This window comes from Streptomyces sp. NPDC006691, from assembly GCF_042869955.1.
Lineage (GTDB): Bacteria > Actinomycetota > Actinomycetes > Streptomycetales > Streptomycetaceae > Streptomyces.
Genome location: NZ_JBIAGW010000006.1, coordinates 298,991 through 324,356 on the forward strand (window position 1 = coordinate 298,991; position 25,366 = coordinate 324,356).

The window sequence follows — 25,366 nt, forward strand, 5'->3', positions numbered from 1 at the left end:
ACCCAGGGGCGTGGTCAGTCGCTGGCAGCCGTCCAGCAGAAGTCCCCGGGGCCCGGCGGTCGCGACCAGGACACCGACTCGAAGGAGTGCAGCCGGCCCTGGGTCAGGGCCAGCCGCGGCAGCGTGAGGCCGTGGCGCCCGGCGACGACGTCCAGCGCACGGGCCGCCGCGGCCCGCTGGGCCTGTTCGCCGGGGTTGGTGAAGCCGAGTGCGTGCGGGACGAGCTCGGCGGGGAGAGCGCCGGTGACCTCCGCGACCGCACCTGCTCGCACGGTGAAGGCATACAGAAGATCCCCGGCCCGGGCCACCGAAAGGTGGAAGACCTCGGCTCCCGGGCGTGGCTCGTACCACACCACGATCGCGTGGCCGCCGCGCGTCGATGCGGCCGGGGCGGGCGAGACCAGCCGATCCGCGACGAAGGGATGGAGCTCCACGTCGATGCCGAAGCTCCAGCCGGGTGCCGCGCGTCCGACGCTCAACAGCGCCCTGTCGTCACGCTGGGACGGCTGCCGCAGGCCAGGTGGATGGTGAATGTCCCACGTGCGCTGAGGCGGGGCCAGCACCGTGCTGGATCCGATCAGCTCCGGCAGTTCGGCGGGCGCGACCCCTTCGACCAGGACGAACCGGAAGCCGGACCGCCGGCCATGGCCCAAGCCATCGGGGCGGACCAGCCAGGACAGCCCGCCCGGGTCCAGGTCGCCGGTGGGACTCGGCATGTGGCCCTGCTCACCACCGCGTGGTGTGGCGAGGAGTTCCAGACGCCGCTCAGGGGTGAGCACCATGGCGAGGACGGGGTCGGCGAGCAGGCCCAGCGGCGCGATGTGGTCGGGGCCGAGCGACTCCCAGCACGGAAGGGCGGCACGCAGGACGCGCCAGGCGGTGTCGGCGTCGCCCCAACGTGCCTTCTCCCGGGCCTCGTCGACGGCCTCGCCGAACGCGCCGCCCGGGGCGTAGCGCCAGGTCCCCGCTTCCATCTCGCGCAGGATGTCCGCCGCGGCCCGCGCCGTATCGGGAAAGAACTCGGGGTGGGCGAAGAGCCGGCCATCCGCCCCACGACCGCTGTCGCGGAGCTCGGCGGCGGCGAGCGGAAGGAGATCGGACAGGAAGGCCGAGTCGCAGGGCAGCGGTTGCGGTCGCCGGACGCCGAACACACCGCCCAACCTCGCTATCTGGTCCAGGAGTTCGTCCGCATGGGGTCGGCCGTACTTCGCGGCATCCGTCAGCAGGCGCGCAGCCTCCTCGTAGTCGCCGCGCAGTGCCAAGGTCCGGGCCCGACCGACCACCGCGTCCTGCTCACGCGTGGTGTCGTTCACGAAATCGATGGTCCGCTGCCCCCGGCTCCCGGCGGCCAAGTGGTGGAACTGCTGGTGCATGGCGACCATGTAGGCCGCGAACGACGGATACCTGCATGGCTCGGCGGCATGCCAGCCCGCCCACTCCCGGACCGCCCACTCGCCGTCCGGACCCACGTCCGCCGGGTCGAGCAGCAGATAGGTCGCGTCCGACTCGACGTGCAGCTGAAGCGCCCGGGCCCACAGGCCGACCTGCGCCCGCACCTCCGGCGGGTTGTCCTCGTCACCCCAGGAGGCGTCGAAGGTCTCACCGAGGTGATGGACGTCCTCGTGCCAGTGCACGTCCTCGGTTCCGGCGAGCTTCCAGACGAAGCCGCCCGCGTGCCGCCAGCCGTTGCTCACTTGGAGGAACGCGCAGTAGGAGGGCGGCAGTTCACAGCCCAGCCGTTCCTCCAGGGCCGCGATGTCCGCCCCGTCCGCCGGCGCGTAACCGAGCCATCTCTCCCGCTGGGCCACCTCGTCCTCCGGGCTCGGGTCCACCTCGTCGCGCCGCGCGTCGGCCCACTCCGCGCTCCATCGGGTGAGGAAGCGCCGCCAGTCGATAGTGTCTGCGTCCATGCGGGCGATCCTGGCACCTGGCACTGACAGGCGGGCCGGACGAGCGAGCGAGCGGGAACACACCGTCGTGGCAACGAAGTTGGGGCCGCGCCACGACGGCGTCGGGACGGGTGGACGTCGTGGACACCTCGGCCGGTTACGTACGTACGGACGGCCTGTCACGCCTCACTGCGGCGGGTTGGGGGCGATCACATCGACCTCTACTGCGCACACCGGCACCATCCGGCGCCCCCGTCGAGGAGCGGTGGGCGCCATGGCCGAGCTGGTGGCGGCCGGCGACGTCCGGCACCTGGGGCCGGGCGAAGTGCGCCCGGTGACGCTGCGCCGCTGTCCGGAGCAGGCCATGGCGCGGCTCGGCCATTGAGCCTGAGATGTCTCCCGTGGGAGCCGTCGGTGCTTGGCTCGCGCAATGGTTCGATGAGTTCGATCTCCCCACACCAGGGATTCCCTGGCACGACCACGGCCGGAAGATGACCGTGGTGGGCCGCCTGCCCGCGTGGATGAAGCAGGCCAGGAATCGCGACCAGGTGCTGCGGGCCATCGCCCGCATCCATGCCTCACTCCGCCACGCCTGATCCGGAAGCACTGAGCCTGCCGCTACGACGTGAGGCGTCTGCGCTGGGCGCCCTTCCTGTGCCGGCGTACTCGGACACCCGGCCGGTCCAGGGCCCAAAGCCACTCGAAAAGCCGGGGATCGCAACGGCACTGTCACCCGGGCCCCGGTGGGCCCCGTCGCGTCAGGCGGCCGGTGCCGCCCCGTGCGCCGGGGCCGGGCGGTCACGGCCGCCGGGGTGGCGGTGGCGCCAGAACCAGAACACCGCGCAGGACAGCAGCGACCAGCCGGCCAGGACCAGGAACGGGAAGGCGTGCTGGGCGTCGGCGAAGTACACGGCCGTGTGCTGGGCGTTCACGGACGCGCCCGGCGGCAGCCAGCGCCCGATGTGGCCGAGGAGCGAGGGCAGCAGCGGCCAGGACACCGCGCCTCCCGACGAGGGGTTGCCGAGCAGCACCATGAGCCCCCAGGTGGGCAGCATCGCCCAGCGTCCGATGAGGGTGTTGAACATGGTGAAGACCATCCCGGAGGTGAACATCGTGAACGCGAGGATCAGCCACGACTCGGCGAACGGGAGCCGTACCGCGCCGAGTCCCCAGTCGACCACCGCCGCGATGGCGAAGCCGCCGAGGAGTGAGTAGGCCACCGTGAACGCGATCCGCTCCAGCGGGTTGAGCGTCCGGGCGTGCACGCTCAGCTGGATGGAGCCGACGAAGCCGAGCACCACGGCGGCGAGGGAGATGTAGAACAGCGCGAGGCCGCGCGGGTCGCCCTTCTGGAGCGGCTTCACATCGGTGATCGTCACCGGTACGCCGACGGCCTTGGCCACCGGGGGCGCCGCCTGGGCGAGGACCTGCGCCACGGACGCGCCGGCCGCGCCCGCCACGTCCATGCGCACCCCGGTCGGCCGGACGTCGAGGATCGCGAAGACGGTCTGCTCCTCCATGGCCTGCCGCGCGGCGGGGACGTCCGGGTACGCGTGCACGTCCAGGGAGGCGTTCAGGGCCTTGTCCATCCCGGCGACGAACTGCTTCGCCTCGGGCGAGCCGGGCGGCGCGACCACGGCGGTGGGAATGTGGTGCGGCGTCGGATTGGCCATGGTGTACGTGTACGAGCCGGCGAACAGGCCCGCGGCCGCGGCCAGGATGAAGACCAGGACGACCGCCGGAAAGAACGGCGAGTCCTTGAAGTCCGCCCAGGTACCGCCCGCGCCCCGCTTGCGCGCGTGCGCGCCATGGCCCCCGTGGGGCTCCCCGGGCGCGCCGCCCCGCTCCGCGGTCGGGCGGCTGGCGTCGTCTTCTTCCATCGGCATGTGCGACCAATCCGGTACCGGGGACGTTCTCCGTGCCGTCTGCCCCGGCCGGAGCCCCCCGGTCGGGGACCTTCGGTCACGGCATGAAGGCCGTTGGTCCCGTGCGCGGGCGCCGGCCGGGGGTACCGGCTCGAAGGCGAACGGGGGGACCGGCTCCCCGCTGCCACCACCCGGTCGGCGGTACCACCGGGTCGCGCAACGAAAGGAATCGGGTTTCCGTTATGGGCATCATCGCCTGGATCGTCATCGGGCTCATCGCAGGAGCCATCGCCAAGGCGCTGACCCCGGGCAAGGACCCCGGCGGCTGTCTGGTCACCATGGTGATCGGCATCGTGGGCGGTCTGCTCGGCGGCTGGCTCGGCCAGCTCGTCTTCGGAGTCGACGGGGTGAAGGGCTTCTTCCACCTGTCGACCTGGATCACCGCGATCGTGGGCTCGGTGATCGTGCTCTTCCTCTACCGCCTGGTCTCGGGCCGCCGCGGCTGACTCCGGCCCGGCGCGGCCTTGACGCCCGAACTCTCCGTGCCTCCCGGCAGCCGCCCGGGGAGGCACGGAGAGATTCGTGGCGCGCGTTGGGTCTTCCGGGGGAACGGGCGCCCCGATCCGGCCTCGGGGCCCGGCTCTCCGCCCGGCTCTCCGCCCGGGGCGGGATCCGCGCCTACGGCAGGATCGAGTCGACGTATCCGCCGTCCACCCGCAGCGCACCGCCCGTGGTGGCGGAGGCGAAGGGCGAGCTGAGGTAGACGACCATGTGCGCGATCTCCTCGGGCTCGATGAGCCGCTGGATCAGCGACTGCGGCCGGTACTCGCGCATGAAGGCGCGCTGGGCCTCGTCCCACGGCAGGTCGCGGTCCACGAGCGAGTACACGAAGTCCTCCACGCCACCGGTGTGGGTGGGCCCCGCGATGACCGAGTTCACCGTGACGCCGGTGCCCGCGGCCTCCTTGGCGAAGCCCCGCGCGACGGCGAGCAGCGCGGTCTTCGACATGCCGTACTGGATCATCTCGGCGGGCACCACCACCGCCGAGTCGCTGGCGATGTTCTGGATCCGGCCCCAGGAGCGCTCGACCATCCCGGGCAGGTAGCGGCGGGTCATCCGGACGGCGGTCAGGACGTTGATCTCGAAGTAGCGCCGCCACTCGGCGTCGTCGATCTCCAGCGCGGGCCTGGCGCCGAAGATGCCGAGGTTGTTCACCAGGATGTCGGCCTGCGGCACGGCCTCGAAGACGGCCGCCGCGCCCTCGTCCGTGGCGATGTCACCAGGGGCCGCCACGAAGTCGCCGCCGTCCTTGCCCAGGCGCTCGATGGCCTCGCCCACCGACTTCGCGCCGCGGCCGTTCACGGCGACCCGCGCTCCGGCCGCCGCGAGCCCGGACGCGATGGCCGCGCCGATGCCCTGGGTGGATCCGGTCACCAGGGCCGTCCGCCCGGAAAGATCGATGCGCACGCTGACTGCCTCCGTACTGCCGCCGGGGCGGCTCCGTTTTCCGCTGCCGTGTGTCCGCTTCCCCGTTTCTCCCGTTTTCCCACCCCTGCCGGTGGTTCCCGCGCCTCCGGGCCGGCCGGGCAGGGGCTCGCCGTGTACGGGGTCGGGCGGGCTCGCTGTAGGGTCCCACCGCACACCCAAAGCCGCATGCCGGAGGCCTCGTGGACATCCGCTCAGCCCAGCGTCTCGCCTGGGAGAACAAACGGGAGAAAGGCTTCAACACCACTGATGTGCCACTGGAGTTCGGCCTCCTCACCGCCGAGGTGGGCGAGGCGTTCACGGCCTGGCGCAAGCAACTCCCCGACTACGGCGAGGAGTTGGCGGACGTCTTCCTGTACTTGACCGCCCTGGCCGAGATGAGCGGCATCGACCTGGAGACCGAGGTCGAGCGGAAGATCGCGAAGAACCGGGAGCGGGTGTACACGCGGGACGCCCGGGGTGTGCTGCACCGGGTCGAGGGCGAAGGCCTCTGAGGGGCAGGCCTCAGGAGCCGTCGCCGACGTCCGGCCCCGCGGACTCGGGAACCCCTTCGCCGCGTGCGAGCGAGCGGTTCTGGTACCGGGCGTCGTCCGTGACCTCCCGGCCGAACCAGGACGGCGGGCGGAAGGCGTGCGCCGCTTCGGCGGTCTCGAACTCGACCTCCGCCATGACGAGTCCGGCGAGCCGCCCCCAGAAGTCGTCCACTTCGGCCGTCCTCCCGCCCGCCAGGGCGACCGTGCGGCGCTCCTTGGCGACGCGGGCCGCTTCGGTCAGGGGCCACAGGGCGTCGAAGAGGGCCGGCGGAATCGGCTCCTCGCACTCCGTCCTGACCAGGCCGGTACCGCCCTTCACCGTCATGAGGACCTGACCGCCACGGCGTCGGACGCGGACCTCGGCGCCGGCCACGTCCAGGGGCAGGTACCCCTGCTCGATCCGTTCGGTCCTGAGCGTGCTGCCGTCGGGCACCTCGCCCGCCACCAGGAAGCGCCGTTCGATCTCCTCGCCCATGGACATGTCCTCCTGTCGTGCCGCCTCGGGATCACCCATCTATACAGCGCGGGGGCGGCAGTTGGGGGCTCCGGCGCCGGAACACCGGCGCGCCACCGGCACGCCACCACCGCGCAACCGGCCTCTTGCAAGCTCTTCACCAGTAAGAGCCGAACACATCGCACGGAGGTGAATGACATGAAGGTTTACACCAAGCCCGAGGCCAAGCAGGTCGAGCAGGGCACCATCGTCGCTACCGTTCGCTAGTAGTGACCCACATGCCACGCCTCTCATCGAGGGGCGTGGCATGTCCACTCCATACGCAGAAATTCACACGGGAGTCGGAAGCCACATGTGCGGAATTGCTGGATTCGCCCATACAGATGGAAGTGGTCTGGCGGAGTCGGCCGACCGGATTCTGCGCGACATGGCCCGTGCCCTGCGCCCCCGTGGCCCCGATGACATGCAGTTCCACCACACGGAACAGGCCTGTATGTCGTTCACACGGCTCGCCCTGATCGACCCCGAGGGTGGCCGTCAGCCCTTCGTCAGCGAGGACGGAAACGTCATCCTCGCCGCGAACGGCGAGATCTACAACTACAAGGAACTCACCAAGAGCCTTGAGGGCCGGGCGAAGTTCCGCAGTGAGTCCGACTGCGAGGTCCTGCTCCACCTCTATCTGGAAAAGGGCCTCGACTTCCTCGACGACGTGCGGGGAATGTTCGGCATAGCGGTCATCGACCTGCGCGAGCAGCGGCTGCTGCTCGCCCGTGACCGCCTCGGCATCAAGCCGCTCTTCCTCAACCGCAGCCGCGGGAAGGTACTGTTCGGGTCCGAGATCAAGGCCCTGTTCCAGCACCCCGAGTGCCCCCGTGAGCTCGACTGGGCCCGGGCACTCGCCGACCAGGGGCTCAGCGCCGCACCCGCGATGACCGACGACGACCCGGTGACGTGGTTCAAGGAGGTCGACCACGTGCCCTCCGGCGCGATCGTCGACATCAGCCTGCGCGACGGCGCGACCCGGGTGCACCGCTACTGGGAGCTGCCCACTCCCGCCGAGGCGGACCACCTTCCCGAGAGCTTCTTCGTCCAGAGCATGGCCGAACTGCTCGCCTCGTCCGTGCGCGAATGTCTGGTCGCCGACGCCGAGATCGGTGTCTTCCTGAGCGGCGGCCTCGACTCGGCGGCGATCTCCGCGCTGTCCGCCCACACCGGCCTGCACACCTTCTCCGCCCTGACCGGCAGCACCGTCGTCAACAAGGACGCCCAGTACGCGCAGCAGACCGCAGCCCTCCTGGGTCTGCCCAACCACCAGGTCGCCTTCGGCGCCGACCGGATCCCCTCCGCCGACGAGTGGAAGCGGCTGCTGTGGCTCATGGAGTCCCCGCAGTGCGGGCCCGAGCAGTTCTACAAGAGCGAGATGTACCGCTTCGCCCGCGCCGAGCGGCCCGGCCTGAAGGCGATCCTCCTGGGCTCGGGCGCCGACGAGTTCAGCGGCGGCTACAGCGTCAGCCTGGCCGGCGGCGGCGGATGGGACGACTTCACCACCAACCTGCGCACGCTCGCCCGCCGCAAGGCCCTCGGTTCCCAGTCCCCCGTCTCGGTGTGGTGGGAGGGAACCGATCTGCCGCTGCTCAGCGACCGCGCGGTCGACGCCTATCAGCCGGGCGCGGTCGACGACCCGTACGGGTCGTATCTGGCCTGGAAGTTCCGCGACATGCAGCAGTACAACTTCTGGGTGGAGGACCGGACCGCGTCCGCCAACGGTGTCGAGGCCCGCGTCCCGTTCCTGGACCACCGCATCATCGAGCTGCTCGCCACCGTGCCGCGCGCCTACCGCAAGCAGCTGTTCTGGGACAAGCAGATCATCCGTGACGCGGTGAAGGACATCCTGCCCGCCGAGGTCATCAGCAGGCCCAAACTGGCCTTCTACGAAGGCGAAGGGGTGCGGCACACCCACCGCGCCTTCACCAGGATGCTCGCCCAGCACGACGACGAGCTGATCGAGGAGGCCCTCTCCTCGCCCCGGGCCGCGCAGTACCTGGACGGCACGAACATGCGCCGCGCCCTGCGCCGCCTGGAGCACGACCAGGGCTCGGGACACGTCGAACTGCTGATGCGCGTGGTGAACCTGGGGCTGCTCGACCACATGACGGTGGATCCGCCCGCCAGCCGCCCCTCCACCGGCCCCGCGCCCTACGAGCTCCGGGTCACGGACTTCGAGGGCCCCGAGGTGCTCGGACTCTTCGCACGCACCGAGGTCGGCGAGGAGTCCGTCCTGCGGCGCGCCGAAGGCGTCCTGGTCCTGGACGACGCCGAGGAGACGCACACGTCCTACGTCGTCGTCGACGGCAGCCTGCGCTTCGTCATCGACCAGGTCACGCACCTGGACTGGCTGCGGCTGCTGCGCGGCCTGGACGGCCGGCGCACCCTCGCGGACGTCGTGGCCTCCGTCGGCTGCGACCTCCAGGAGATGCGGCCGCTGCTCGACGAATCCCTGGAGGCCGGCCTCCTGGACGTCGTACCGCAGCCGGTCGCGTCCGCCGGCTGACCGCACCCCACCCCCATCGGAATCGGCATCCGGACCTGGATGTACGGACGTAATGACGAACGAGGTCACCCATGACAGCCCATCTCTACTGGGACGAGGTCTGGCGCACTGACAGCGGCCGCGCCGACTGGTCCCGCCCCCACCCCTGGGTCGTGGAAGAGGCCACCCGGCTGCGCGCGCTCGGCGCCAAGGACGCGCTCGACCTCGGCTGCGGAATCGGCCGGCACGCGCTCTTCTTCGCGGAGGAGGGTTTCGTCAGCACCGGGATCGACCGGGCGCCCGCCGCCCTCGAAGCGGCCGGCGCCGACAGCGCCGAGCGCTCCCTCCAGGTGACCCTCGATGTCGGCGACTTCACCGAACTCCCTTACCCGGATGGCAGTTTCGACTATGTACTCGCCTTCAACGTGGTCTACCACGGCGACGAGGCGAGCCTGGCCAAGACCCTGGCCGAGGTCCGCCGGGTGCTGCGGCCGGGCGGTGTCTACCAGTGCACGATGCTCTCCAAGCGCAACGGCGAGTACGGCAAGGGCGACGAGGTGAGCCCCAACACCTTCTGCCAGCCGGGCGCGACGGACGACAAGGTGCATCCGCACATGTATGTCGACGCGGCCGACCTGCTGCGCCTGCACGAGGGATTCCAGCTGATCAGCGCCCAGGACGCCGAACACTCCAAGCCCGGCTCGTTCCACTGGCACTGCGTGTTCCAGACGCCGGCGGCCCCGGTGGCGGGCACCAACCACACGCACTTCGCGCAGAGGGCGGGGACACAGTGACCAAGGCAGCCCTGTTCCGCGAGCTCCTGGAGCGGCCCGAGACGGCCCGCATCGTCGGATGCCGCGACGCCCTCACCGCCCTCCTCATCGAGGAGGCCGGCTTCGACGGCCTGTGGGCGTCGAGCTTCGAGATCTCCGCGTCGCGCGGTCTGCCGGACCTCGGCCTGCTCACCATGGCCGAACTCCTCGAAGCGTCCTCGCACGCCAACCAGACGACCGGCCTGCCGCTGCTCGCCGACTGCGACACCGGCTTCGGCGGCAAGATCAATGTGGTGCGCACGGTCCAGCAGTTCGAGTCCGCCGACATCGCGGGCGTCTGCTTCGAGGACAAGCTGTTCCCCAAGCGGAACAGCTTTCTGCGCGGCGGCCAGGACCTGGAGGCGGCCGAGGAGTTCGCCGGCCGCATCGAGGCGGGCGTACGGGCCAGGCGCAACCCGGACTTCACGGTGGTCGCCCGCGTCGAGGCGCTCATCGCGGGCCGCGGCCAGGAGGAGGCCCTGCGCCGCGCACACCTGTACGCCGACGCCGGCGCGGATGCCATCCTCATCCACTCCAAGAAGTCCACGCCCGCCGAGATCGTCGAGTTCCTCCAGGCCTGGCAGGCGCGCACCCCGATCGTCGTGGTGCCGACCACCTATCCGCACTGGGACCTCGCCGAGGCCCAGGCGGCCGGCGTCTCGATGGTGATCTACGCCAACCACACCCTGCGCGCCTCGGTCTCGGCGATGCGCGATGTGCTGACCGAGATCCAACTGCACGGCGGAACGGCGGGTGTTGAGGGGTCCATCACCTCGATGAAGGAGCTGTTCGGTCTGACGCGGGTCTCGCGCTGGGAGGAGTGGAGCGCATGATCAGCGCCGAGTTCTTCTGCGCGGAGCTGGACCGGCACGGCTACGGCTTCTTCAGCGGGGTGCCCTGCTCCTTCCTCAAGGGTCCCTTCGCCCTCCTCGAACAGCGCGGCAGCTATGTACCCGCCCCCAACGAGGGCATCGCCCTCTCCATGGCCGCGGGTTCGGAGCTCAGCGGCGTCAAGTCGGCGGTCCTGGCGCAGAATTCGGGCCTCGGCAATCTGCTCGACCCGCTGACCTCGCTGAGCATGGCGTACGAGATACCGCTGCTGCTCTTCGTGAGCCTGCGGGGCTGGCCGAACGCCGAGGACGACGAGCCGCACCACGCGGCGATGGGCGCCGCGACCATCGGCGTGCTCGAATCCGTCGGGGTGGCCCACGGCATCCTGGAACCCACCGAACAGAGCCTGACGGCGCTGCTCGCGCGGGCGGAGGAGGAGCGCGCGCGGCAGCGCCAGTTCGTGGTCCTCGTACCGGCGAAGACCGTCGGCACCTGCGTGGTGCCGGCCGAGCCGTCCCGGGCCCCGCTCGACCGGCGGACCGCGGTGACGGCGCTGGCACGCCATCTGGACGAAGCCCTTGTCTACAGCACCACCGGCATGATCAGCCGAGAGCTGTTCGGCGTGCGCGACAGCGGCCGGAACTTCTACATGCAGGGTTCCATGGGACACGCCATCGGCCTCGGGCTCGGCACCGCCCTGAACCGTCCCGGTGAGCGGGTCGCGGTCATCGACGGGGACGGCGCCGCGGTGATGCACCTCGGCGGGCTCGCCCTGGTCGGCGAGCGGCGCCCGGAGAACCTCACCCACATCGTGCTCGACAACGGCTCCTACGACTCCACGGGCGGCCAGCGCACACGGGGTTCGTCCATGCGGTGGGCCGACCTGGCGCTCGCGGCGGGTTATCGCACGGGCGAGACCTGTCGGACCGAGGCGGAGATCGACGATCATATGGCGAAGGTGGCGGACCTTCCCGGCCCGCACCTGATCGCCGTATTCATCGCCAAAGGCGGCGCCACTCCGCCGCGTGTCACATCGGCCCACACCAATGCCGAGGTGACCGCGCGGTTCAAGGGTCAAGTCGCCCTGTCCCGTAAGGACTTGCCGTGATCTCCATCGCCCACGTCAGCGATCTCCACCTGGACACCGGCCCGCGGGCCACCGAGCGTGCCGAGCGCGTGATGTCGTATCTGCGCGATCTGCCGGGACCGCTGGACGCCGTTCTCGTCACCGGCGACATCGCCGATCACGCCGCGCCGCAGGAGTACCAGCAGGCGAAGGAGCTCTTCGCGCTGCCCTACCCGGTGCTCGTCCTTCCCGGCAACCACGACCGCAGGGCTCCGTTCCGCACCGGGCTGCTCGACGAGAAGCCCGACGACGACGAGCTGAACCAGGTCGTGCGCACCAAGGGCGCGACCTTCCTGCTGTGCGACTCCACCATCCCGGGCAGCGACGAGGGTCTGATCAGTGACCGGACGCTGGCCTGGCTGGACGAGACCCTGGGCGGCGAGAGCGCCGACCGGCCGGTGTTCGTGTGCTTCCACCACCCGCCGGTGGTGCTGCACACGCCCCACGTGGACCGGCTGCGGCAGTTCCAGGAGGCACGGTTGGCCGAGGTCCTGGTCCGCCATCCGCAGGTCGTCGCGCTGCTGTGCGGTCACGCGCACACGGCGGCGGCCACCACCTTCGCGGGGCTGCCCCTGCTCGTGGCGCCCGGCGTCGCCTCCACCGTGCCGCTTCCGTTCGAGGGCCGCGACGCCGTCGACTTCGAACTGGCACCCGGGCTCGCCTTTCACGTCCTCGACGACCAGCGCCGTCTGGTCACGCACTACCGGGCCCTGAGCTGACGCGCCCGACCGAGAGCCCGACTGGGAGAAGGCCATGAGAAAAGTCCTGATCGCCAATCGCGGCGCGATCGCCGCGCGTGCCATCGAGACCTTCCGCAACCAGGGTTGGTCGCCCATCGCCGTAGCCGCCACGTCCGACCCCCAGCGCCTTCACTCCTTCGCGGCGGACGGCTGCGCGTACCTCCCGGGCACCGGCCTCGCCGAGACGTACGACGATGTGGGCCGGATCGTGGCCGCGGCGCTCGACTGCGGCGCGGACGCCGTCTACCCGGGGTACGGCGCCCTCGCCGAGGACCCCGAGCTCCCCGAGCGGCTCGCGGCCGCGGGCATCGCCTACATCGGGCCGGGCGCCGCGGTCCTGGCCGAGGCCCGGGACAAGGAGCGCGCGGTCGCCACGGCCGGCCGGCTTGGCCTGCCCGTGCTGCCGCACGCGGCCGGGCCCGAGGCGATCGCCGCGCTGATCCAGGACATCGGCCTGCCCGTCATCCTCAAGCCCGTCGACGGGTGCGGCGGCCTCGGCGTGCGCATCCTCCAGACGGCGAGGGACACCGAGGACGCGCTCTCGGTCCTGGCCCTGGACGACGGGACCGACTGGTACGCCGAGCGCTATGTGGAGAAGGGCCGCGTGGTCGGGGTCACCGTGGCGCTCGACGACGCCGGCACCGTCGTCTTCCTCGGGGAGCGCGAGAGCCTGCTGGTCGACGGGAGCATGAAGCTGCTCGAAGCCTCGCCCGTGCAGGGGGTGGGGCCCGACCGGCTCGCACGGATGCGTGCGGACTCGGCCCGGCTCGTGACGGGGATGGGGCTGCGGAACGTCGCGACGGTGGAGTTCATCGTCGACGCCCACAGCCACTACTTCCTTGAGGTCAACGGCCGCCTCCCGCTGGCCTATCGGATGTGCGAGGCGCAGACCGGCATCGACGTGGTGGCCCTTCAGATCGAGCTGGCCGAGGGCGGACTGCTCTCCCCCGGCGCCATCACGGCCGACCGCGGGGTGCACTGTGTGGAGGCCAGGGTGTTCATCGAGGGGCCCGGCACCATCGAGTCCCTGTCGCTCGCGCCGACGCCGGGGGCGCTGTACAACTGCGCGCTCGATGTGAGCCGGCCCGTCGTCCTGGACAACATCGTCACCCAGATCCTCGCCACGGGTGACGACCGGGCCACCTTGGCCCGGGCCGTACTCGAAGCGGTCGAGGGCAGCGAGATAACGGGGGTCGCGCACTGCGGGGCGGACATAGCCGCATGGCTGCGCCACTGCGATCTGACCGGGGAACCCCGCACCGGCCAAGCACTGGGAGTCTGAGATGCACAGCACCGACCCGTTCTCGGGTGTCCGCCACCAGGTCGACGCGGAGCTCGCCCTCGCGCTGGCCCACAGCACCGAGCGGGACCAACACGCCTCCTGGTACCGGGAGTTCGGCCGAACGCTCAAGGAGTACACGAGGCGGCACCTGGACGCCCGGCCCGGGTTCTTCGTCCTGGCGGGTCTGGACCACCTCACCGAGGAGCAGGCGCGGGGCTTCACCGTGGCCGTCTCCCGGCTCACCGGGGACCTCCTGCCGCAGGACGGGCACGGGGCGCTGCTCCGGGACGTCCGCGACCGCGGGGTGAGGCTCGGCGAGGGCGCGACCGGCCGCTACTCGGACAGCCGCCAGGGCGGCAGCCTGCACACGGACGCGGCCCATCGCCCCGGGCGCCTGCCCGATGTCTTCGCGCTGTTCTGCCACCGGCAGGCGCGCAGCGGCGGCGCCCTGGTGACGGTCCACGTCAGCGACCTCCTGGAGCTTCTGGCGGACCACCCCGAGGAGTTGGCGGCGCTGCGGCTGCCGGTCCACTTCGACACCCGGGACGACGCCCCCGGCTTTCCACTGACCGTGGAGCGGCCCGTACTGGAGTTCAGCGGTGGCCGCGAGCGGGTGTACTACCTGCGCGACTACATCGAGATCGGCCACGGCCATCCGGGGATCCCGCCCTTGTCGAAGGACCAGATCACGGCGCTCGACCTCCTCGACGAGCTGCTGGACCGGCGCGATCTCCAGACCCACGGCCGGCTCGCCCCCGGCGAGATGATCTTCATCGACAACCGCTCGATCGTGCACGGCCGCACCCCCTTCGAGGACGACGGCTCCGACGGCGGGGGCCGGCTGCTCCTGCGCACCTGGATCGGCCTGCCGCAGGAGCAGCCGGCCGGGACGGCCCGGTGAACGCGATCCTCACGCCGCTCGTCACCGCACTGGAGGAGCTGGGCCTCGCCGAGTTCCTGGCGGGCTTCTCCGCCGATTCCGTGGACCTCGCCGAGTGGGCACGCGCCGTCGACCTGCTCGACGGAGAACTCCGCACGACCGCCGGGTTCCTCCTGCTCGGCAGGCCCGCGAAGGTGGACCGGCTGCCGGCGGCGGTGGCGGCCGCGCTGCCACGGCTCCAGGAGTACGGGGTCGCCCTCCAGCAGGACAACGAGGCCCAGTTGCTCGATGTGAGCCTGTTCCGGGCCCAGGGGGTATGGCTCTTCGCGGAGCCGCCGAGCCTCTTCCAGGTGCGCCACTACTTCGGCCCGGACTCGCTCGCACTGGCCCGGCGCATCTCCTGCCGGCCGGGCTCCCGGGTCCTCGACCTGTGTGCGGGGCCGGGCTTCCAGGGGCTGATCGCGGCCCAGCTCGGCGCCCGGGCGACGATGGTGGAGCTGTTCGACGACGTGGCGCGGGTGGCCGCGCTCAACGCCGAACTCAACGGCGTGGCGGACCGGGTCGAGGTGCTGGCGGGCGACCTCTACGCGCCCCTCGCTCCCGACGCCCGCCCCTTCGACCGGGTCGTCGCCAACATCCCGTTCCTGCCGACGCCGATCCCGCCGGGCCAGGAGGCCGCGGAGCAGGGCGGCGAGGACGGGTTCAGCGTCGGCCGCCGGGTCCTGGAGGGCCTGCCGCGGCGGCTGGCACCGCACGGCACCGCCCATCTGACCGCGCTCCTGTTCCAGGCGGGCGACGAAGTGCTCATGGCGAAGGAGCTGCGCGACTGGGCCGAGACCCACGGATGCGCTCTCGTGGTGTCCCTCACCGACGCGATGGCGGTCGACCCCGGCTCGGACCTGGTGCAGACCACCGTCTCCGACCTGCTCGACGCGGATCCGGACGCCGACGCCCAGGCGCTGAGCTCCGAGGTCGCCGAGATGTTCGCGCGCCGCGGTGCCACCCGTGCCCGGCTTTCCTATCTGCGCATCGACCGCGGGGTGTCCGGATTTCGCGTACTCGACCACACCGAGCGGTGATCACCGCCTAACGTGAGGCGCCGTGCGGCGCGACGGCAGGCGAACAGGGAGGTGCTCCGTGACGGAACGGGCGCGGGTCGAGGACATACACATCGATGAGCTCGCCTCGGTCAACGAGGTCGAGCCCGCCGCCTGGGACGCCCTGGCCGGCGACGCCTCGCTGTATTCCGGCCACACCTGGCTGCGCTACGGCGAGGAGCTGCGGGACTCCGTTCCCGGCCACCTGGTCGCCGCGGCGGGCGGGCGACGCCTCGCCGCGCTGCCCGTCCACCGGTTCACCGCGAAGGTGCCGCACTTCTACGATCCCGCCGTACTGTTCCCCGGCGTCGCCGAGCCCACCTGCGAGGACCGGCCGCTGCTGCTCGGCGGCACCCGCCTCGGCTACACCAGCGAGGCCCTGGTCGCACCGGGAACGCCCGCGCCGCTGGCCCGGGCGGCCCTGCGCGCGCTCCTCGACCGCCTGCGCGAGCGGCGTGCGGCGGACGGCGGTCTCGCGGCGATGCTGTACGTCACCGACGCATCGGTGGAGCAGCTCCTGCCGGTCCTCGCGCCGGGTGACCGGCTCGTCCTGATGGACGCGACCGCGGTCATCCCCGTCGACCCGACCGGCATGGACGGCTATCGCGAGCGGCTCAGCTCGCGCCGGTTCGCCGCGGTCCGCAAGGAGATCCGGCGCTTCGAGGAGGCCGGCTGCCGGGCCGAGGTGCGACTGCTCTCCGAGTGCCACGAGGACCTCGGGCCGCTCTCCGCGCAGGTGCTGCGCCGCTACGGGCACGACGTCACGGACGAGGGCGAGAGCGAGCGGTTCACCGCGCAGGTCGCCCTGTTCGACGACAACTGCCGCATTCTGGCGGCCTATCAGGACGATCGCATGGTCGGGTTCACCCAGTTCTTCTTCTGGGGCGATGTCATGTACGGCCGCTCGCACGGAGTGGACGACTCGATGGCCCGGGCCGCCTCGGTCTACTTCAACCTGACCTACTACCAGGCCGTCCGGTACGCGGCCGAGCACGGCTACCGGCATCTCGACATGAGCTGCGACTCGCTGGACGCCAAGGTGGCCCGGGGCGGCCACCTCCAGCCGCTGTGGGCGCTGGTCCTGGACGCTCCGTGGTCGGGCCCGATGCTCGACCGGGTACGGGCCGAGGAGAAGGAGCGCCGCGAGACGTTCGCCGCGATCGACCCGGGCATCGAGTCGCCCGTCGTCCGGCTGGTGACCGCCAGGGGCTGACGCCGCGGCCCCAATCGGCCTGCCCCCGGCGGCCGTTCAGGTCGCGGTGCCGGTGACGGTGGCCGGCGGACGGGCCGGGCGGCTGCGCTCGGCGACCCCGGCGACCGGGGGCACCAGGACGCCCGCCGTCACCATGAGCGCGGCGAGCGCGAACCAGCCGGGCGGCCCGGCGACCAGGCACAGCGCGTTCAGGACGGTGGGCGCGACCGCCCCGCCGATGCCCACGCCCACCGCGAACACGCCCTGATACTCCCCCTGCGCGTGATCGGGTGCGAGCCCGAACGACAGGGCGTACTCCCCGGCCGTGAACAGCATTTCGCCGAGGGTCAGCACCGCCGCGCCGACCAGGAGCAGGGTCATCGCCGCGTACGGGGGCACATGGGCGGCGGCGAAGACGAGCAGCATCGCGGCCGCGATGACCGGCCCGCTGCGCCGCATGGTCCGGGCGCCGTCGCGCGGGGTGTCCACGCCCTTGGCCACGCGCGTCTGGCACAGCACGACGAGTGTGCAGCTCAGGGCGAAGATCAGGGACACCGTCCAGCGGGGTGCCTCGGTGTGTTCGGCGATCCACACCGGCATCAGGACCGTGAGGAACACGTCGAACATCACCAGGACGCCCGACAGGAGGCTCACCGCGAGGAACGGCCGGTCCGTCAGGGCGTAGCGACGGCCGCTGCCGTGCTCCCGGGGCACCGGGGGCAGATGGGGCAGCCGTGCGACCAGCAGGGCGGCGGCCAGGTAGGAGACCACGTCGGCGCCGATCGCGATGGTGTAGGCGAGCCGGGTGTCCGCCTGGAGCACCAGGCCGCCGAGCAGCGAGCCGGTGACCATCGCCAGGTTCTGGAGGGAGTAGATGCGGGCCCGGAAGGCGACCCTGTCGTCGCCTCCGACATGGGCCACCAGGGCGCCGCTGATCGCGGGGAACGCGCCGCGCCCGAGCGCGATGAGCGTGATGACGACGAGGAAGCCGGCCATCCCCCGGACCGTCATCAGGGCGGCCGCCGCGGCCGCCTGCGCCACTAGGCCCGCGATGCCGACCTCGCGCGGCCCGAACCGGTCGGCCAGGCGTCCGACCACCGGCCCGGCGGCGAGTCCGGCGAGCCCGGCCGCGGTGAGGCCGAGCACGACATGGCTCGTGGACAGGCCCACCGACCTGACGAAGAACAGCACTTGGAGCGGCGCCCACACGCCGGCCCCGAGGTAGCGGACGAACAGGGCCGCCGACAGACTCCTGCGCAGGGTGGCGGGGCGGCGTGCCATCACAGGGCCGCCGCGCGGGTGGCCGCGGCTTCTTCCAGCCGCGGAACGAGCAGCTTGCGCAACTGGTGGTGGGCGGCGTCCGCGGTGTTGGCGCGGATGACGTCCCAGCCGCGGTCCTCGACCCACTCCAGCATGATGTCACGCACCGCCGCCTGGTGGGCGAGGAACCGCTCGGGCCGGCACTCGGGGTCACGTCCGCACTCGTAGGGGGTGATGTCCCCCTTCTTGCGCCGCAGCGCCTCCTCGGGCGTCACGTCGAAGAAGACGACCATGTCCACGGGCGCGGTCGCGTCCACGATGGCGTCCACCAGGCCCTTGTGGCAGCCGGCGAGCAGCTCGGTGGCCGCGTGCTTGACCCAGTAGCCGTCGAGGACGACCAGGTCCTCCTCCGCGGCCCTGGCGCGTTCCGCGGCAAGGGTGTTGAGCCAGCCCAGGTACAGCATCCGGGCCGGGTTGGGCATTTCGGCGATGCAGACGCGGAGTTCGTCCAGGCTGCTGCCGCGCAGGAAGCGGGCCTGGGGCACCTGGGCCTCCTCGAACACCTGCCATTTGCCCACCACCCGGAAGGAGAGGCCCTGGCTGTCCGCCCAGCTGGCGAGCCGCTTGACCTGGCTGCTCTTGCCGGCTCCGTCGGGTCCGTCCATCGCAATGATCACAGTTCAGTCCTCATCTCGGGTCCGCCACGGGCCGGTGCCGTGCGGAAGCGTCTGGTCGGCCGGGCGGCCCTCGGGTGGCGCCTTCGCGGCGCGGGTCCCGAAGGCCGCTTCGTCCGTGTGCCGGTGGTCAGTAGGCGCCGAAGTACTCACGGTGCTCCCATGCGGTGACCGCGCCCGGGGTGCCGGGTCCGGCCGTCGCCAGCCAGTCCTGGAAACGGGTGGCCTCGCTGCGCTTGAGCTGGACCAGACAGTCGCGCAGGTGCTTGCCCAGGAGGTCGAGGCAGAGCGCGCTGTTCTCCAGGCGCCCGATCGCCGCGGGCAGGTCCCCCGGCAGGGGGGCGGCCGTCGCGCCGTGCGGGTCGGCGGCCTCACCGCCGGGCCGCAGCCCGCGCTCGATGCCGTCGAGTCCGGCACCGAGCTGGGCCGCCAGATACAGATAGGGGTTGGCGCAGGGCTCGCCCAGGCGGTTCTCGATGTGGGTGGACTCCTCGCCCGGGCCGCCGAGCACCCGTACCAGGGCCCCGCGGTTCTCCCTGCTCCACACGACCCGGTCGGGGGCGAGCGAGAACTGCCCCCTGATCCGCCGGTAGCCGTTGACGGTCGGTACGGCGAGCAGGGTGGTGTCGGCGGCGTGCTCCAGGAGCCCGGCTACATAGCCGAGCCCGATGTCCGACAGCGGGGCGGTGCCTTCCGTCGCCACGAAGGCGTTGCGGTCGGCCGCCACGTCGAAGAGCGACTGGTGCAGGTGCCAGCCGCTGGCGTCGAATCCGGAGAGACCGGGAAGGGCCATGAAGCTGGCGTGGTGGCCGAGCCGTGCGCACATCTGCTTGATGACGGTGCGCAGCAGCAGCATGGCGTCGCCCGCGTCCAGGCCGTTCATCGGGCTGAAGGTGAACTCCAGCTGGCCGGGCCCCGATTCGTGCTCGACGGTGCGCAGCGGCAGGCCGAGATCGCGCAGGGCGCGCGCCAGCGGAGCGATCACCGGCATGAGGCCGTCGGTGAGCGTGTCGAGGTTGAACTGGTAGCCCCCGTCGACCGGTTGGACCGCGGGCGGCTCGCCCTGGATGCCGAAGCCGCCGACCGAGGTGGCGTCGGTGGTTCCGGTCAGCCGGGTCAGGTACCACTCGACTTCGAGGCCGACCACGAACGCCAGGCCCCGCCGTGCGGCCCGCCCGCAGGCGCGGCGCAGCACGGCCCGGCTGGACAGCGGGTGCGGACTGCCGTCGCGCAGGTACTCGTCCGCGACCACCCAGCCGGTCGGCGCCTCGGTGTAGGGCAGTACGCGGAAGGTGAGCGGGTCGGGGACGATCAGGAAGTCACCGGCACCGGTCAGTTCGGGTACTCCGATGCCGCCCTCGGGGGCGAAGAAGTCGACGCCCACCGCGTGTCCGGTGTCGAAGACGAACGGTCCCGGGCTCATGTCGAGCCCGTTGCGCAGGGCCACCTTGAAGGCCTCGACGGTCAGCGTCTTGGACCGCATCAGGCCGTGCGGGTCCCCGAAGCCCACGCGTACGAACTCCAGCGCGTCCAAGCGCTCTTCCAGGTCCGCAGCGGCTTCGCGCCGGCCCTCGTCCCACAGCCCGTGCCGCTCCACGAAGCCCACGCTGCCGGTGGCGAACCGCGCGTAGCGGCGCTCGCTGTCCTGGGATTGGGCTCTGGTCCTCGTCATCGTGTCTCCTCCTCCTGGCATCGCTTCGCGAGCTCGGCGTACCAGTGGTGCCAGGGGTTCGTCTGTTCGAGTTGATGGGCGGCGGCGAGGACGCGGCGGTCCTCGCCGAGCCCGCCCACCAGTTGGAGGCCGAGGGGCAGCCCGGTGTCGCTCAGGCCCGCCGGAACGGTCACGGCCGGCTGGCCGGTCAGGTTGAAGACATAGGCCTCGGGCACCCAGCCCAGCCAGGACAGGCCTCCCTTGTCGACGCGTACGGGCGGTTCGTGGAGTTCGGCGGCGAAGGGCGGCACGGCCACGGTCGGCATGGCGAGCAGGTCGTAGTGCTCCATCAGCGTGAGCGCCTGGCCGCGCAGCACGCCGCGCCGCTCGTACGCCCTCGCCAACTCGGCGGCGCCGAGCCCGAGTCCGTACTCGATCACACGGAGGCGGCCCGGGTCGAGCAGGGGCGCGACCCGGTCCGGGTCGGGGCCGTGGGCGGCTGCTTCCGCGGCGGCCAGGATCGTCTCCAGACAGGAGTACGGGTCCTCGAAGGGGGGCGCGATCTCCTCGACCACATGCCCGCGGGCTTCCAGGGCCGCCACGGCCCGGCGCACCCGCCGGACCAGCTCGGGTGCCGGAGCCGGTTCGCCGAGCGAGGCGATCCAGCCGATCCGCAACGGCGGCAGCCGGTCCGCGCAGGCGTCCAGGTCCCGGGCAGGCGAGCCCGCGGGCACTCCGAACGACTGGGGGTCGCGCGGGTCGTACCCGGACATCACCTCCGTCAGCAACGCCGCGTCGGCGACGGTCCGGGTGAGCGGCCCCAGGTGGGACAGGCCGTCCGGGCTGTGCGGTACGTACGGGACGCGGCCGCGGGTGGGCTTGAACCCGACGACTCCGCAGAACGCGGCGGGAATCCGGATGGAGCCCGCGCCGTCGGTGCCGGTCGCCGCCACACCGATGCCGGCGGCGATCGAGGCGGCGGCCCCCGCGCTGGAGCCGCCCGAGGTGAGCGAGGGGTTCCACGGGTTGCGGGTGGGTCCTTGGAGGCGGTTGTTCCCGGCCGCGCTCCAGCCGCCCTCGCTGGTGTTGGTCTTGCCGATCACGATGGCGCCGGCCGCCCGGAGCCGGGCCACCGCCGGGGCGTCCTTGTCCGGGACGGTGGCCCGGTGCAGCAGGGAGCCCCGGGTGGTGCGGATGCCCTCGGTGGCCGTGAGGTCCTTGACCGAGACGGGCATCCCGAGGAGCGGACGCTCCCGCCAGGCCTCGTGTCCCCGCGTCTCGATCAGCCGGTCGGCGCTCGCCGCCTCGGCCAGGGCGCGGTCCCGGGCGACGGTCAGGAAGGCGCCGATACGCGGCTCCCAGCGGTCCAGGAGGTCGAGCGTGTCGGCCACGTACCGCGACGGGAGCAGGCCGCCGTCACGGTAGCGGGAGCGGATGCCGTCGATGCTCTCGGGGCCGGTCTCATGCTCCATGGAAGACCCGGTACCAGGCGTTGTCGAAGTCGCGGATCTCCCACTGCCGATCGGCGGCGGTCTGATGGAACATCGCCTGGACGTTCCCGACGGCGATCGCGGCGCGCAGATCCGCCGGCTCGTACTCGGCGCCCGAGGTCCGCATCAGCCGCAGGTCGTGGATGCCGGGCCGGTACCGGCCCTCCAGGACGATGCCGAGCGGGATGCGCAGCGCGTGGCGGACGCCGAAGGCGACGTGCCCGGTGTGGTGCTGGTCCGACCAGTTGGTGATGTCGGGCATCATCGGGGCGAAGAACCAGTCGTCCCGGCCCGGTATCTCCTCCGTCCAGGACATGCTGTGCGGCAGATAGTGCCAGGTGTTGTACCGCATCCGCGCGCTGTAGGCGGACAGGACGCGGGCGAGGCCGTCCCCGTCGCCGCCGAAGCGGCCCGCGAAGGACGTGCTGGGCGCCACGCAGCAGTAGAAGTCCCGGGTGGCCAGGCCGGCGCGGTCGGCCGCGGGCACCCGGCTGTGCAGCGCGGCAACGGACTTGGGGCCACGGCCCATCACCACGTCGCAGCCCATGGCGTCGGCCACGGTGGCGAAGAACCGGTGCAGGAAGGCCTCGTATCCACTGCTGAATCCGGCGGGCGCGGCGGCGCGGGACACCGGCTCGACAGCGGATTCCACCAGGGCCCGCAGCTCGTCCGCGGAGGCGTCCGGCGGCAGGGTCCTCCCGGCGGATTCACCGAGCAACTCCCGCACCGGGAGCGGAAGTTCGGCCGCAGTGACCGGCTCCCGCATGATCTGTTCGCGCTTGTGCAGGGTCACGCCGTTGATGGTCCGGTAGAAGACGGTTCCGGCACTCAGTAGGTCCGCACGGCCCCGCGCGCAGACCTCGGCCAGCCGGTCGAGGCGGTCACCCGTGGAGCGGGCGCGCAGATCGGGGATCTCCTGGCCGTAGGAGACGATGCGCTCTTCCAGGAAGGTGATCAGCTGGTCCGGGGCCAGCTGGATCCCGTTGAACTCCTCGGCCCTGACCGGGGATCCGGAGGATATGAGGGCGTGCAGACACACGACGAAGGCGGCGTGCTCCGCGGGCCACCGCGCGACCGGTGTCTCCCTGAGCGTGGTGAGCAGCGAGCCCGGCGCACCGGGGGAAAGGGAGCGGCCCGGCAGGTTGGCGAACCTGCCGAGATTGCTGTAGACCTGCTCGTCGCCCACGTACAGCAGCACCGGTGCCATGTGCACCAGGGCGTGGTCGAGCGCGTCGATACGGGCCCGGACGTCCTCGTCGCCCCGGGCCGCGAGCCAGCGGGCGATCTCCTCGAACTGGAGGCGCTGCACCTCCCCCGCCGTGTTCCAGGCCCGGTCGAGCGAGCGGGGCCGGTGGGACCACTTCACCGCGCCGAGGGCGTGGTCCTGCTCGGCGGGGCGGCTGCCCTCCGGCCGGACCTTGAGTTTGCCGGTCTCCGTCAGGAGCAGTACGTCCCCGCCGGAGTCGGCCGCCGCGTCGAAGCCGGCGTCCTGTGACTCGGCGAGTTCCACGTACAGGCGCTCGCGGAGTCCCAGTGCCGCCCGGCCGACCTGCTCGGGCACCTTGCCATCCAGGGTGGTGGCGATCCGGATGGCGTCGGCCGCGAGCCCACAGGTGCGGGCCCGCTCCGCCGCCGCTTTGACCAGGGCGTCGAACCCGGGTGTCTTGAGAAGCATGGTGGTCACCTACGTCGATTCGATGCGGCAGTGGGGGCAGGCGGCACGGGCAGCCCGGGCGGACTCAGCCGAGCGCGTCGAGGGTCCAGGCCGACTCGTGGCGCTTGAACCCGATGTGCGGGTAGTAGTCGACGGCGGCGGGGGCGGAGAGCAGCACCAGCTTGGCGCGCGGCGCCGCCTCCTGGGTGGCCCGGATCAAGTCCCGTCCCACGCCCCGGCGTTGGTGGGCGACGTCGACAGCGATGTCACTGAGGTAGGTCGCATAGGCGCCGTCGGTCAGCGAGCGGGCGATGCCGATGAGCCGGCCGTCGAGCCGCGCCGTGATCACCAGGTCGGCGCCGGCCAGCATCTTGGTGAACCGCTCGACATCGTCGACCGGGCGGCGTTCGGCGAGGGTGGAGGCCCGGTACAGGGCGAGGACTTCCTCGACGTCGAGGCTCGCGCCGACGACCTGCTCACATGTCCACATGCTGCTGCAACTCCTTGCTCAGTGCTTCGAGGCGGGACTTCAGATGGGCGCGGTTGCCGAGGAACCGCTGGGGGTCGAGCTGTCCCTCCCGGACCGTGACACCACGGCTCGCGAGGCTTTCGGCCAGGCCGGTACCGGCCGACCAGGCCTCGGTGGCGGCCGCCTGCACCAGGCGGTAGGCCTCCTCGCGGTCCGCCCCCTCGGAGACGAGGTCGAGATAGATCTCTGAGCTGTAGACGAGACCGAGGGTCGTGCCGATGTTGCGCGCCATGCGGTCGGGGAAGACCCGCAGGCCGCTCAGCAGGTCGGCGGCGGAGGCGAGTTGGTAGTGCGCGACGGTCAGGCTGTCCGGCAGGATGACCCGCTCGACCGAGGAGTGGGCGAGATCGCGTTCGTGCCAGAGCGCGATGTTCTCGTAGGCCGCTCCCGCGTTGGCCCGCAGGATCCGGGCGAGTCCGCACAGCCGCTCGCTCGTCGTCGGGTTGCGCTTGTGGGGCATCGCGCTGGAGCCCTGGTAGGCGCTGGTGCGGGGCTCGTCGACCTCCCCCACCTCGGTGCGTTGCAGCATCCGCATCTCCAGGGCGAACTGCTCGACGACGGCGCCCGTCACCGCGAGCGCGGAGAGCAGCTGGGCGTGCCGGTCGCGGGCGACCACCTGGGTGGGTACGGGCTCGACGCCCAGGCCGAGTTCGGCGCACACGCGCTCCTCCACCTGCGGGGAGATGTGCGCGTAGGTGCCCACCGGCCCGGAGAGCGTGCCCACCGCGACCGCGGTCCGGGCCGCGGCGAGCTGGGTCAGGCAGCGGTGCAGGGCATGTGCGTGGACGGCCAGCTTCTGCCCGAAGGTGGTCGGCTCCGCGTGGATGCCGTGGGTGCGGGCGATGCACGGAGTGTCCCAGTGCTCCAGGGCGCGCCCGACGAGGAGTTGGGCGAGCGTACGCGCCGCGTTCAGCACGAGGTCGCAGGAGCGCGCCAGGATGTGTCCGAGCGAGGTGTCGACGAGGTCGTAGCTGGTCATCCCGTGGTGAACCCAACGGGCGGCGTCGGAGGGCATGTTCTCGGTGTACGCGGCGAGGAAGGCGAGGATCTCGTGGTCGCGCGTGCTCTCGCACTCCCTGATCCGCTCGACCGTCGGGACGGGGGCGCGCCGGATGACCTCGAATGCCTCCGGGGGCACCACGCCGAGCTCCACCTGCGCGGCGGTCGCCAGCACTTCCACCCGGACCCAGGTGGCGTACTTCGTCTCCTCGGTCCAGAGTTCGGCCATCTCCGGCCGGGAATAGCGTTCGATCAACGCCGCTCTCCTTGGTTCTGTGGGGCCGTCGGGGCCGGGTCGGCCCGCGTGGGCGTGGTCGGGCGGCCCGGGGTCGCGGTGGGGGCCGCCGGGGCTCCGGCGGGGGGCGGGGTACGGCTGTGCCGGTTCGCTGGGGC

23 protein-coding genes are annotated in these 25,366 nt (G+C 71.8%); 12 read left to right on the plus strand and 11 right to left on the minus strand.

The genetic code is table 11. The features are described 5' to 3' along the window. Positions 1–14: 14 nt before the first annotated feature. Positions 15–1,910, minus strand: a complete 1,896-nt coding sequence (locus tag ACFYNP_RS16900; protein WP_388786152.1) for an SMI1/KNR4 family protein — start codon at positions 1,908–1,910, stop codon at positions 15–17. Between the two features lie 371 nt (positions 1,911–2,281). Here ACFYNP_RS16900 and ACFYNP_RS16905 point away from each other — a divergent pair, with 371 nt between their 5' ends. Next, entirely contained in the window at positions 2,282–2,485 is a 204-nt protein-coding gene (locus ACFYNP_RS16905; RefSeq protein ID WP_388786154.1) for a hypothetical protein, read from the plus strand. A gap of 162 nt (positions 2,486–2,647) precedes the next feature. Here the strand turns inward: ACFYNP_RS16905 and ACFYNP_RS16910 are convergent, their stop codons facing one another. Beyond that, positions 2,648–3,769 carry an ABC transporter permease gene (locus ACFYNP_RS16910; RefSeq protein WP_388786282.1) on the minus strand — a complete coding sequence of 374 codons (1,122 nt, stop codon included), beginning with the start codon at positions 3,767–3,769 and terminating at the stop codon, positions 2,648–2,650. Positions 3,770–3,996: 227 nt separating this feature from the next. Between ACFYNP_RS16910 and ACFYNP_RS16915 the strand changes: the two genes are divergently transcribed. After that, on the plus strand, positions 3,997–4,260 hold the full coding sequence (locus ACFYNP_RS16915) for a GlsB/YeaQ/YmgE family stress response membrane protein (protein WP_100573259.1): 264 nt from the start codon (positions 3,997–3,999) through the stop codon (positions 4,258–4,260). 172 nt (positions 4,261–4,432) lie between these two features. Here ACFYNP_RS16915 and ACFYNP_RS16920 read toward each other — a convergent pair whose 3' ends face one another. After that, entirely contained in the window at positions 4,433–5,221 is a 789-nt protein-coding gene (locus ACFYNP_RS16920; RefSeq protein WP_388786155.1) for an SDR family NAD(P)-dependent oxidoreductase, read from the minus strand. Positions 5,222–5,421: 200 nt separating this feature from the next. Between ACFYNP_RS16920 and ACFYNP_RS16925 the strand changes: the two genes are divergently transcribed. Further along, entirely contained in the window at positions 5,422–5,733 is a 312-nt protein-coding gene (locus ACFYNP_RS16925) for a MazG-like family protein (protein WP_388786157.1), read from the plus strand. Positions 5,734–5,743: 10 nt separating this feature from the next. On the opposite strand, the gene ACFYNP_RS16930 is transcribed toward ACFYNP_RS16925, so the two are convergent. Next, a complete protein-coding gene (locus tag ACFYNP_RS16930; RefSeq protein ID WP_388786159.1) occupies positions 5,744–6,286 on the minus strand; it encodes a CYTH domain-containing protein in 543 nt (180 codons plus the stop codon). A 292-nt stretch (positions 6,287–6,578) separates the two neighbouring features. Between ACFYNP_RS16930 and asnB the strand changes: the two genes are divergently transcribed. The 9 genes from asnB to ACFYNP_RS16975 all read left to right on the plus strand — a co-directional run bounded on the left by asnB (position 6,579) and on the right by ACFYNP_RS16975 (position 16,737). Then, complete coding sequence (gene asnB, locus ACFYNP_RS16935) at positions 6,579–8,777, plus strand: asparagine synthase (glutamine-hydrolyzing) (protein WP_388786161.1); 2,199 nt, start codon at positions 6,579–6,581, stop codon at positions 8,775–8,777. A 71-nt stretch (positions 8,778–8,848) separates the two neighbouring features. Beyond that, positions 8,849–9,550 (plus strand): class I SAM-dependent methyltransferase, encoded by a 702-nt coding sequence (locus tag ACFYNP_RS16940; RefSeq protein WP_388412454.1) that lies wholly within the window; start codon positions 8,849–8,851, stop codon positions 9,548–9,550. Then, positions 9,547–10,401: an isocitrate lyase/phosphoenolpyruvate mutase family protein gene (locus ACFYNP_RS16945; RefSeq protein WP_388412456.1), complete on the plus strand. Its 855-nt coding sequence runs from the start codon at positions 9,547–9,549 to the stop codon at positions 10,399–10,401. The genes ACFYNP_RS16940 and ACFYNP_RS16945 overlap by 4 nt, the downstream gene beginning before the upstream one ends. After that, a complete protein-coding gene (gene aepY / locus ACFYNP_RS16950) occupies positions 10,398–11,507 on the plus strand; it encodes a phosphonopyruvate decarboxylase (RefSeq protein WP_388786163.1) in 1,110 nt (369 codons plus the stop codon). The genes ACFYNP_RS16945 and aepY overlap by 4 nt, the downstream gene beginning before the upstream one ends. Further along, positions 11,504–12,244, plus strand: coding sequence for a metallophosphoesterase (locus ACFYNP_RS16955; RefSeq protein WP_388412460.1), 741 nt, complete (start codon positions 11,504–11,506; stop codon positions 12,242–12,244). The genes aepY and ACFYNP_RS16955 overlap by 4 nt, the downstream gene beginning before the upstream one ends. A gap of 34 nt (positions 12,245–12,278) precedes the next feature. Then, positions 12,279–13,547 carry a biotin carboxylase N-terminal domain-containing protein gene (locus tag ACFYNP_RS16960; RefSeq protein WP_388786165.1) on the plus strand — a complete coding sequence of 423 codons (1,269 nt, stop codon included), beginning with the start codon at positions 12,279–12,281 and terminating at the stop codon, positions 13,545–13,547. A 1-nt stretch (position 13,548) separates the two neighbouring features. After that, a complete protein-coding gene (locus tag ACFYNP_RS16965; protein ID WP_388412464.1) occupies positions 13,549–14,448 on the plus strand; it encodes a TauD/TfdA family dioxygenase in 900 nt (299 codons plus the stop codon). Beyond that, positions 14,445–15,506: a 50S ribosomal protein L11 methyltransferase gene (locus tag ACFYNP_RS16970; protein WP_388786167.1), complete on the plus strand. Its 1,062-nt coding sequence runs from the start codon at positions 14,445–14,447 to the stop codon at positions 15,504–15,506. Before ACFYNP_RS16965 ends, ACFYNP_RS16970 begins: the two co-directional genes overlap by 4 nt. Positions 15,507–15,564: 58 nt before the next feature. Further along, entirely contained in the window at positions 15,565–16,737 is a 1,173-nt protein-coding gene (locus tag ACFYNP_RS16975) for a GNAT family N-acetyltransferase (RefSeq protein WP_388786169.1), read from the plus strand. 36 nt (positions 16,738–16,773) lie between these two features. On the opposite strand, the gene ACFYNP_RS16980 is transcribed toward ACFYNP_RS16975, so the two are convergent. The 7 genes from ACFYNP_RS16980 to purB form a co-directional block, all read right to left on the minus strand. Beyond that, positions 16,774–17,997, minus strand: a complete 1,224-nt coding sequence (locus tag ACFYNP_RS16980) for an MFS transporter (RefSeq protein WP_388786171.1) — start codon at positions 17,995–17,997, stop codon at positions 16,774–16,776. Beyond that, the gene (locus tag ACFYNP_RS16985) at positions 17,997–18,641 is read right to left on the minus strand and encodes a hypothetical protein (protein ID WP_388786173.1); all 645 of its coding nucleotides are present in this window, start codon (positions 18,639–18,641) and stop codon (positions 17,997–17,999) included. The genes ACFYNP_RS16980 and ACFYNP_RS16985 overlap by 1 nt, the downstream gene beginning before the upstream one ends. A gap of 139 nt (positions 18,642–18,780) precedes the next feature. Next, the gene (locus ACFYNP_RS16990) at positions 18,781–20,322 is read right to left on the minus strand and encodes a glutamine synthetase family protein (protein ID WP_388412473.1); all 1,542 of its coding nucleotides are present in this window, start codon (positions 20,320–20,322) and stop codon (positions 18,781–18,783) included. After that, complete coding sequence (locus tag ACFYNP_RS16995) at positions 20,319–21,773, minus strand: amidase (RefSeq protein WP_388786175.1); 1,455 nt, start codon at positions 21,771–21,773, stop codon at positions 20,319–20,321. The genes ACFYNP_RS16990 and ACFYNP_RS16995 overlap by 4 nt, the downstream gene beginning before the upstream one ends. Then, on the minus strand, positions 21,763–23,466 hold the full coding sequence (locus ACFYNP_RS17000; protein WP_388786177.1) for a hypothetical protein: 1,704 nt from the start codon (positions 23,464–23,466) through the stop codon (positions 21,763–21,765). The genes ACFYNP_RS16995 and ACFYNP_RS17000 overlap by 11 nt, the downstream gene beginning before the upstream one ends. Positions 23,467–23,530: 64 nt before the next feature. Further along, positions 23,531–23,935, minus strand: coding sequence for a GNAT family N-acetyltransferase (locus tag ACFYNP_RS17005; protein WP_388786178.1), 405 nt, complete (start codon positions 23,933–23,935; stop codon positions 23,531–23,533). Beyond that, positions 23,922–25,229, minus strand: a complete 1,308-nt coding sequence (gene purB, locus ACFYNP_RS17010; RefSeq protein ID WP_388412481.1) for an adenylosuccinate lyase — start codon at positions 25,227–25,229, stop codon at positions 23,922–23,924. Before purB ends, ACFYNP_RS17005 begins: the two co-directional genes overlap by 14 nt. Positions 25,230–25,366 lie beyond the last annotated feature (137 nt).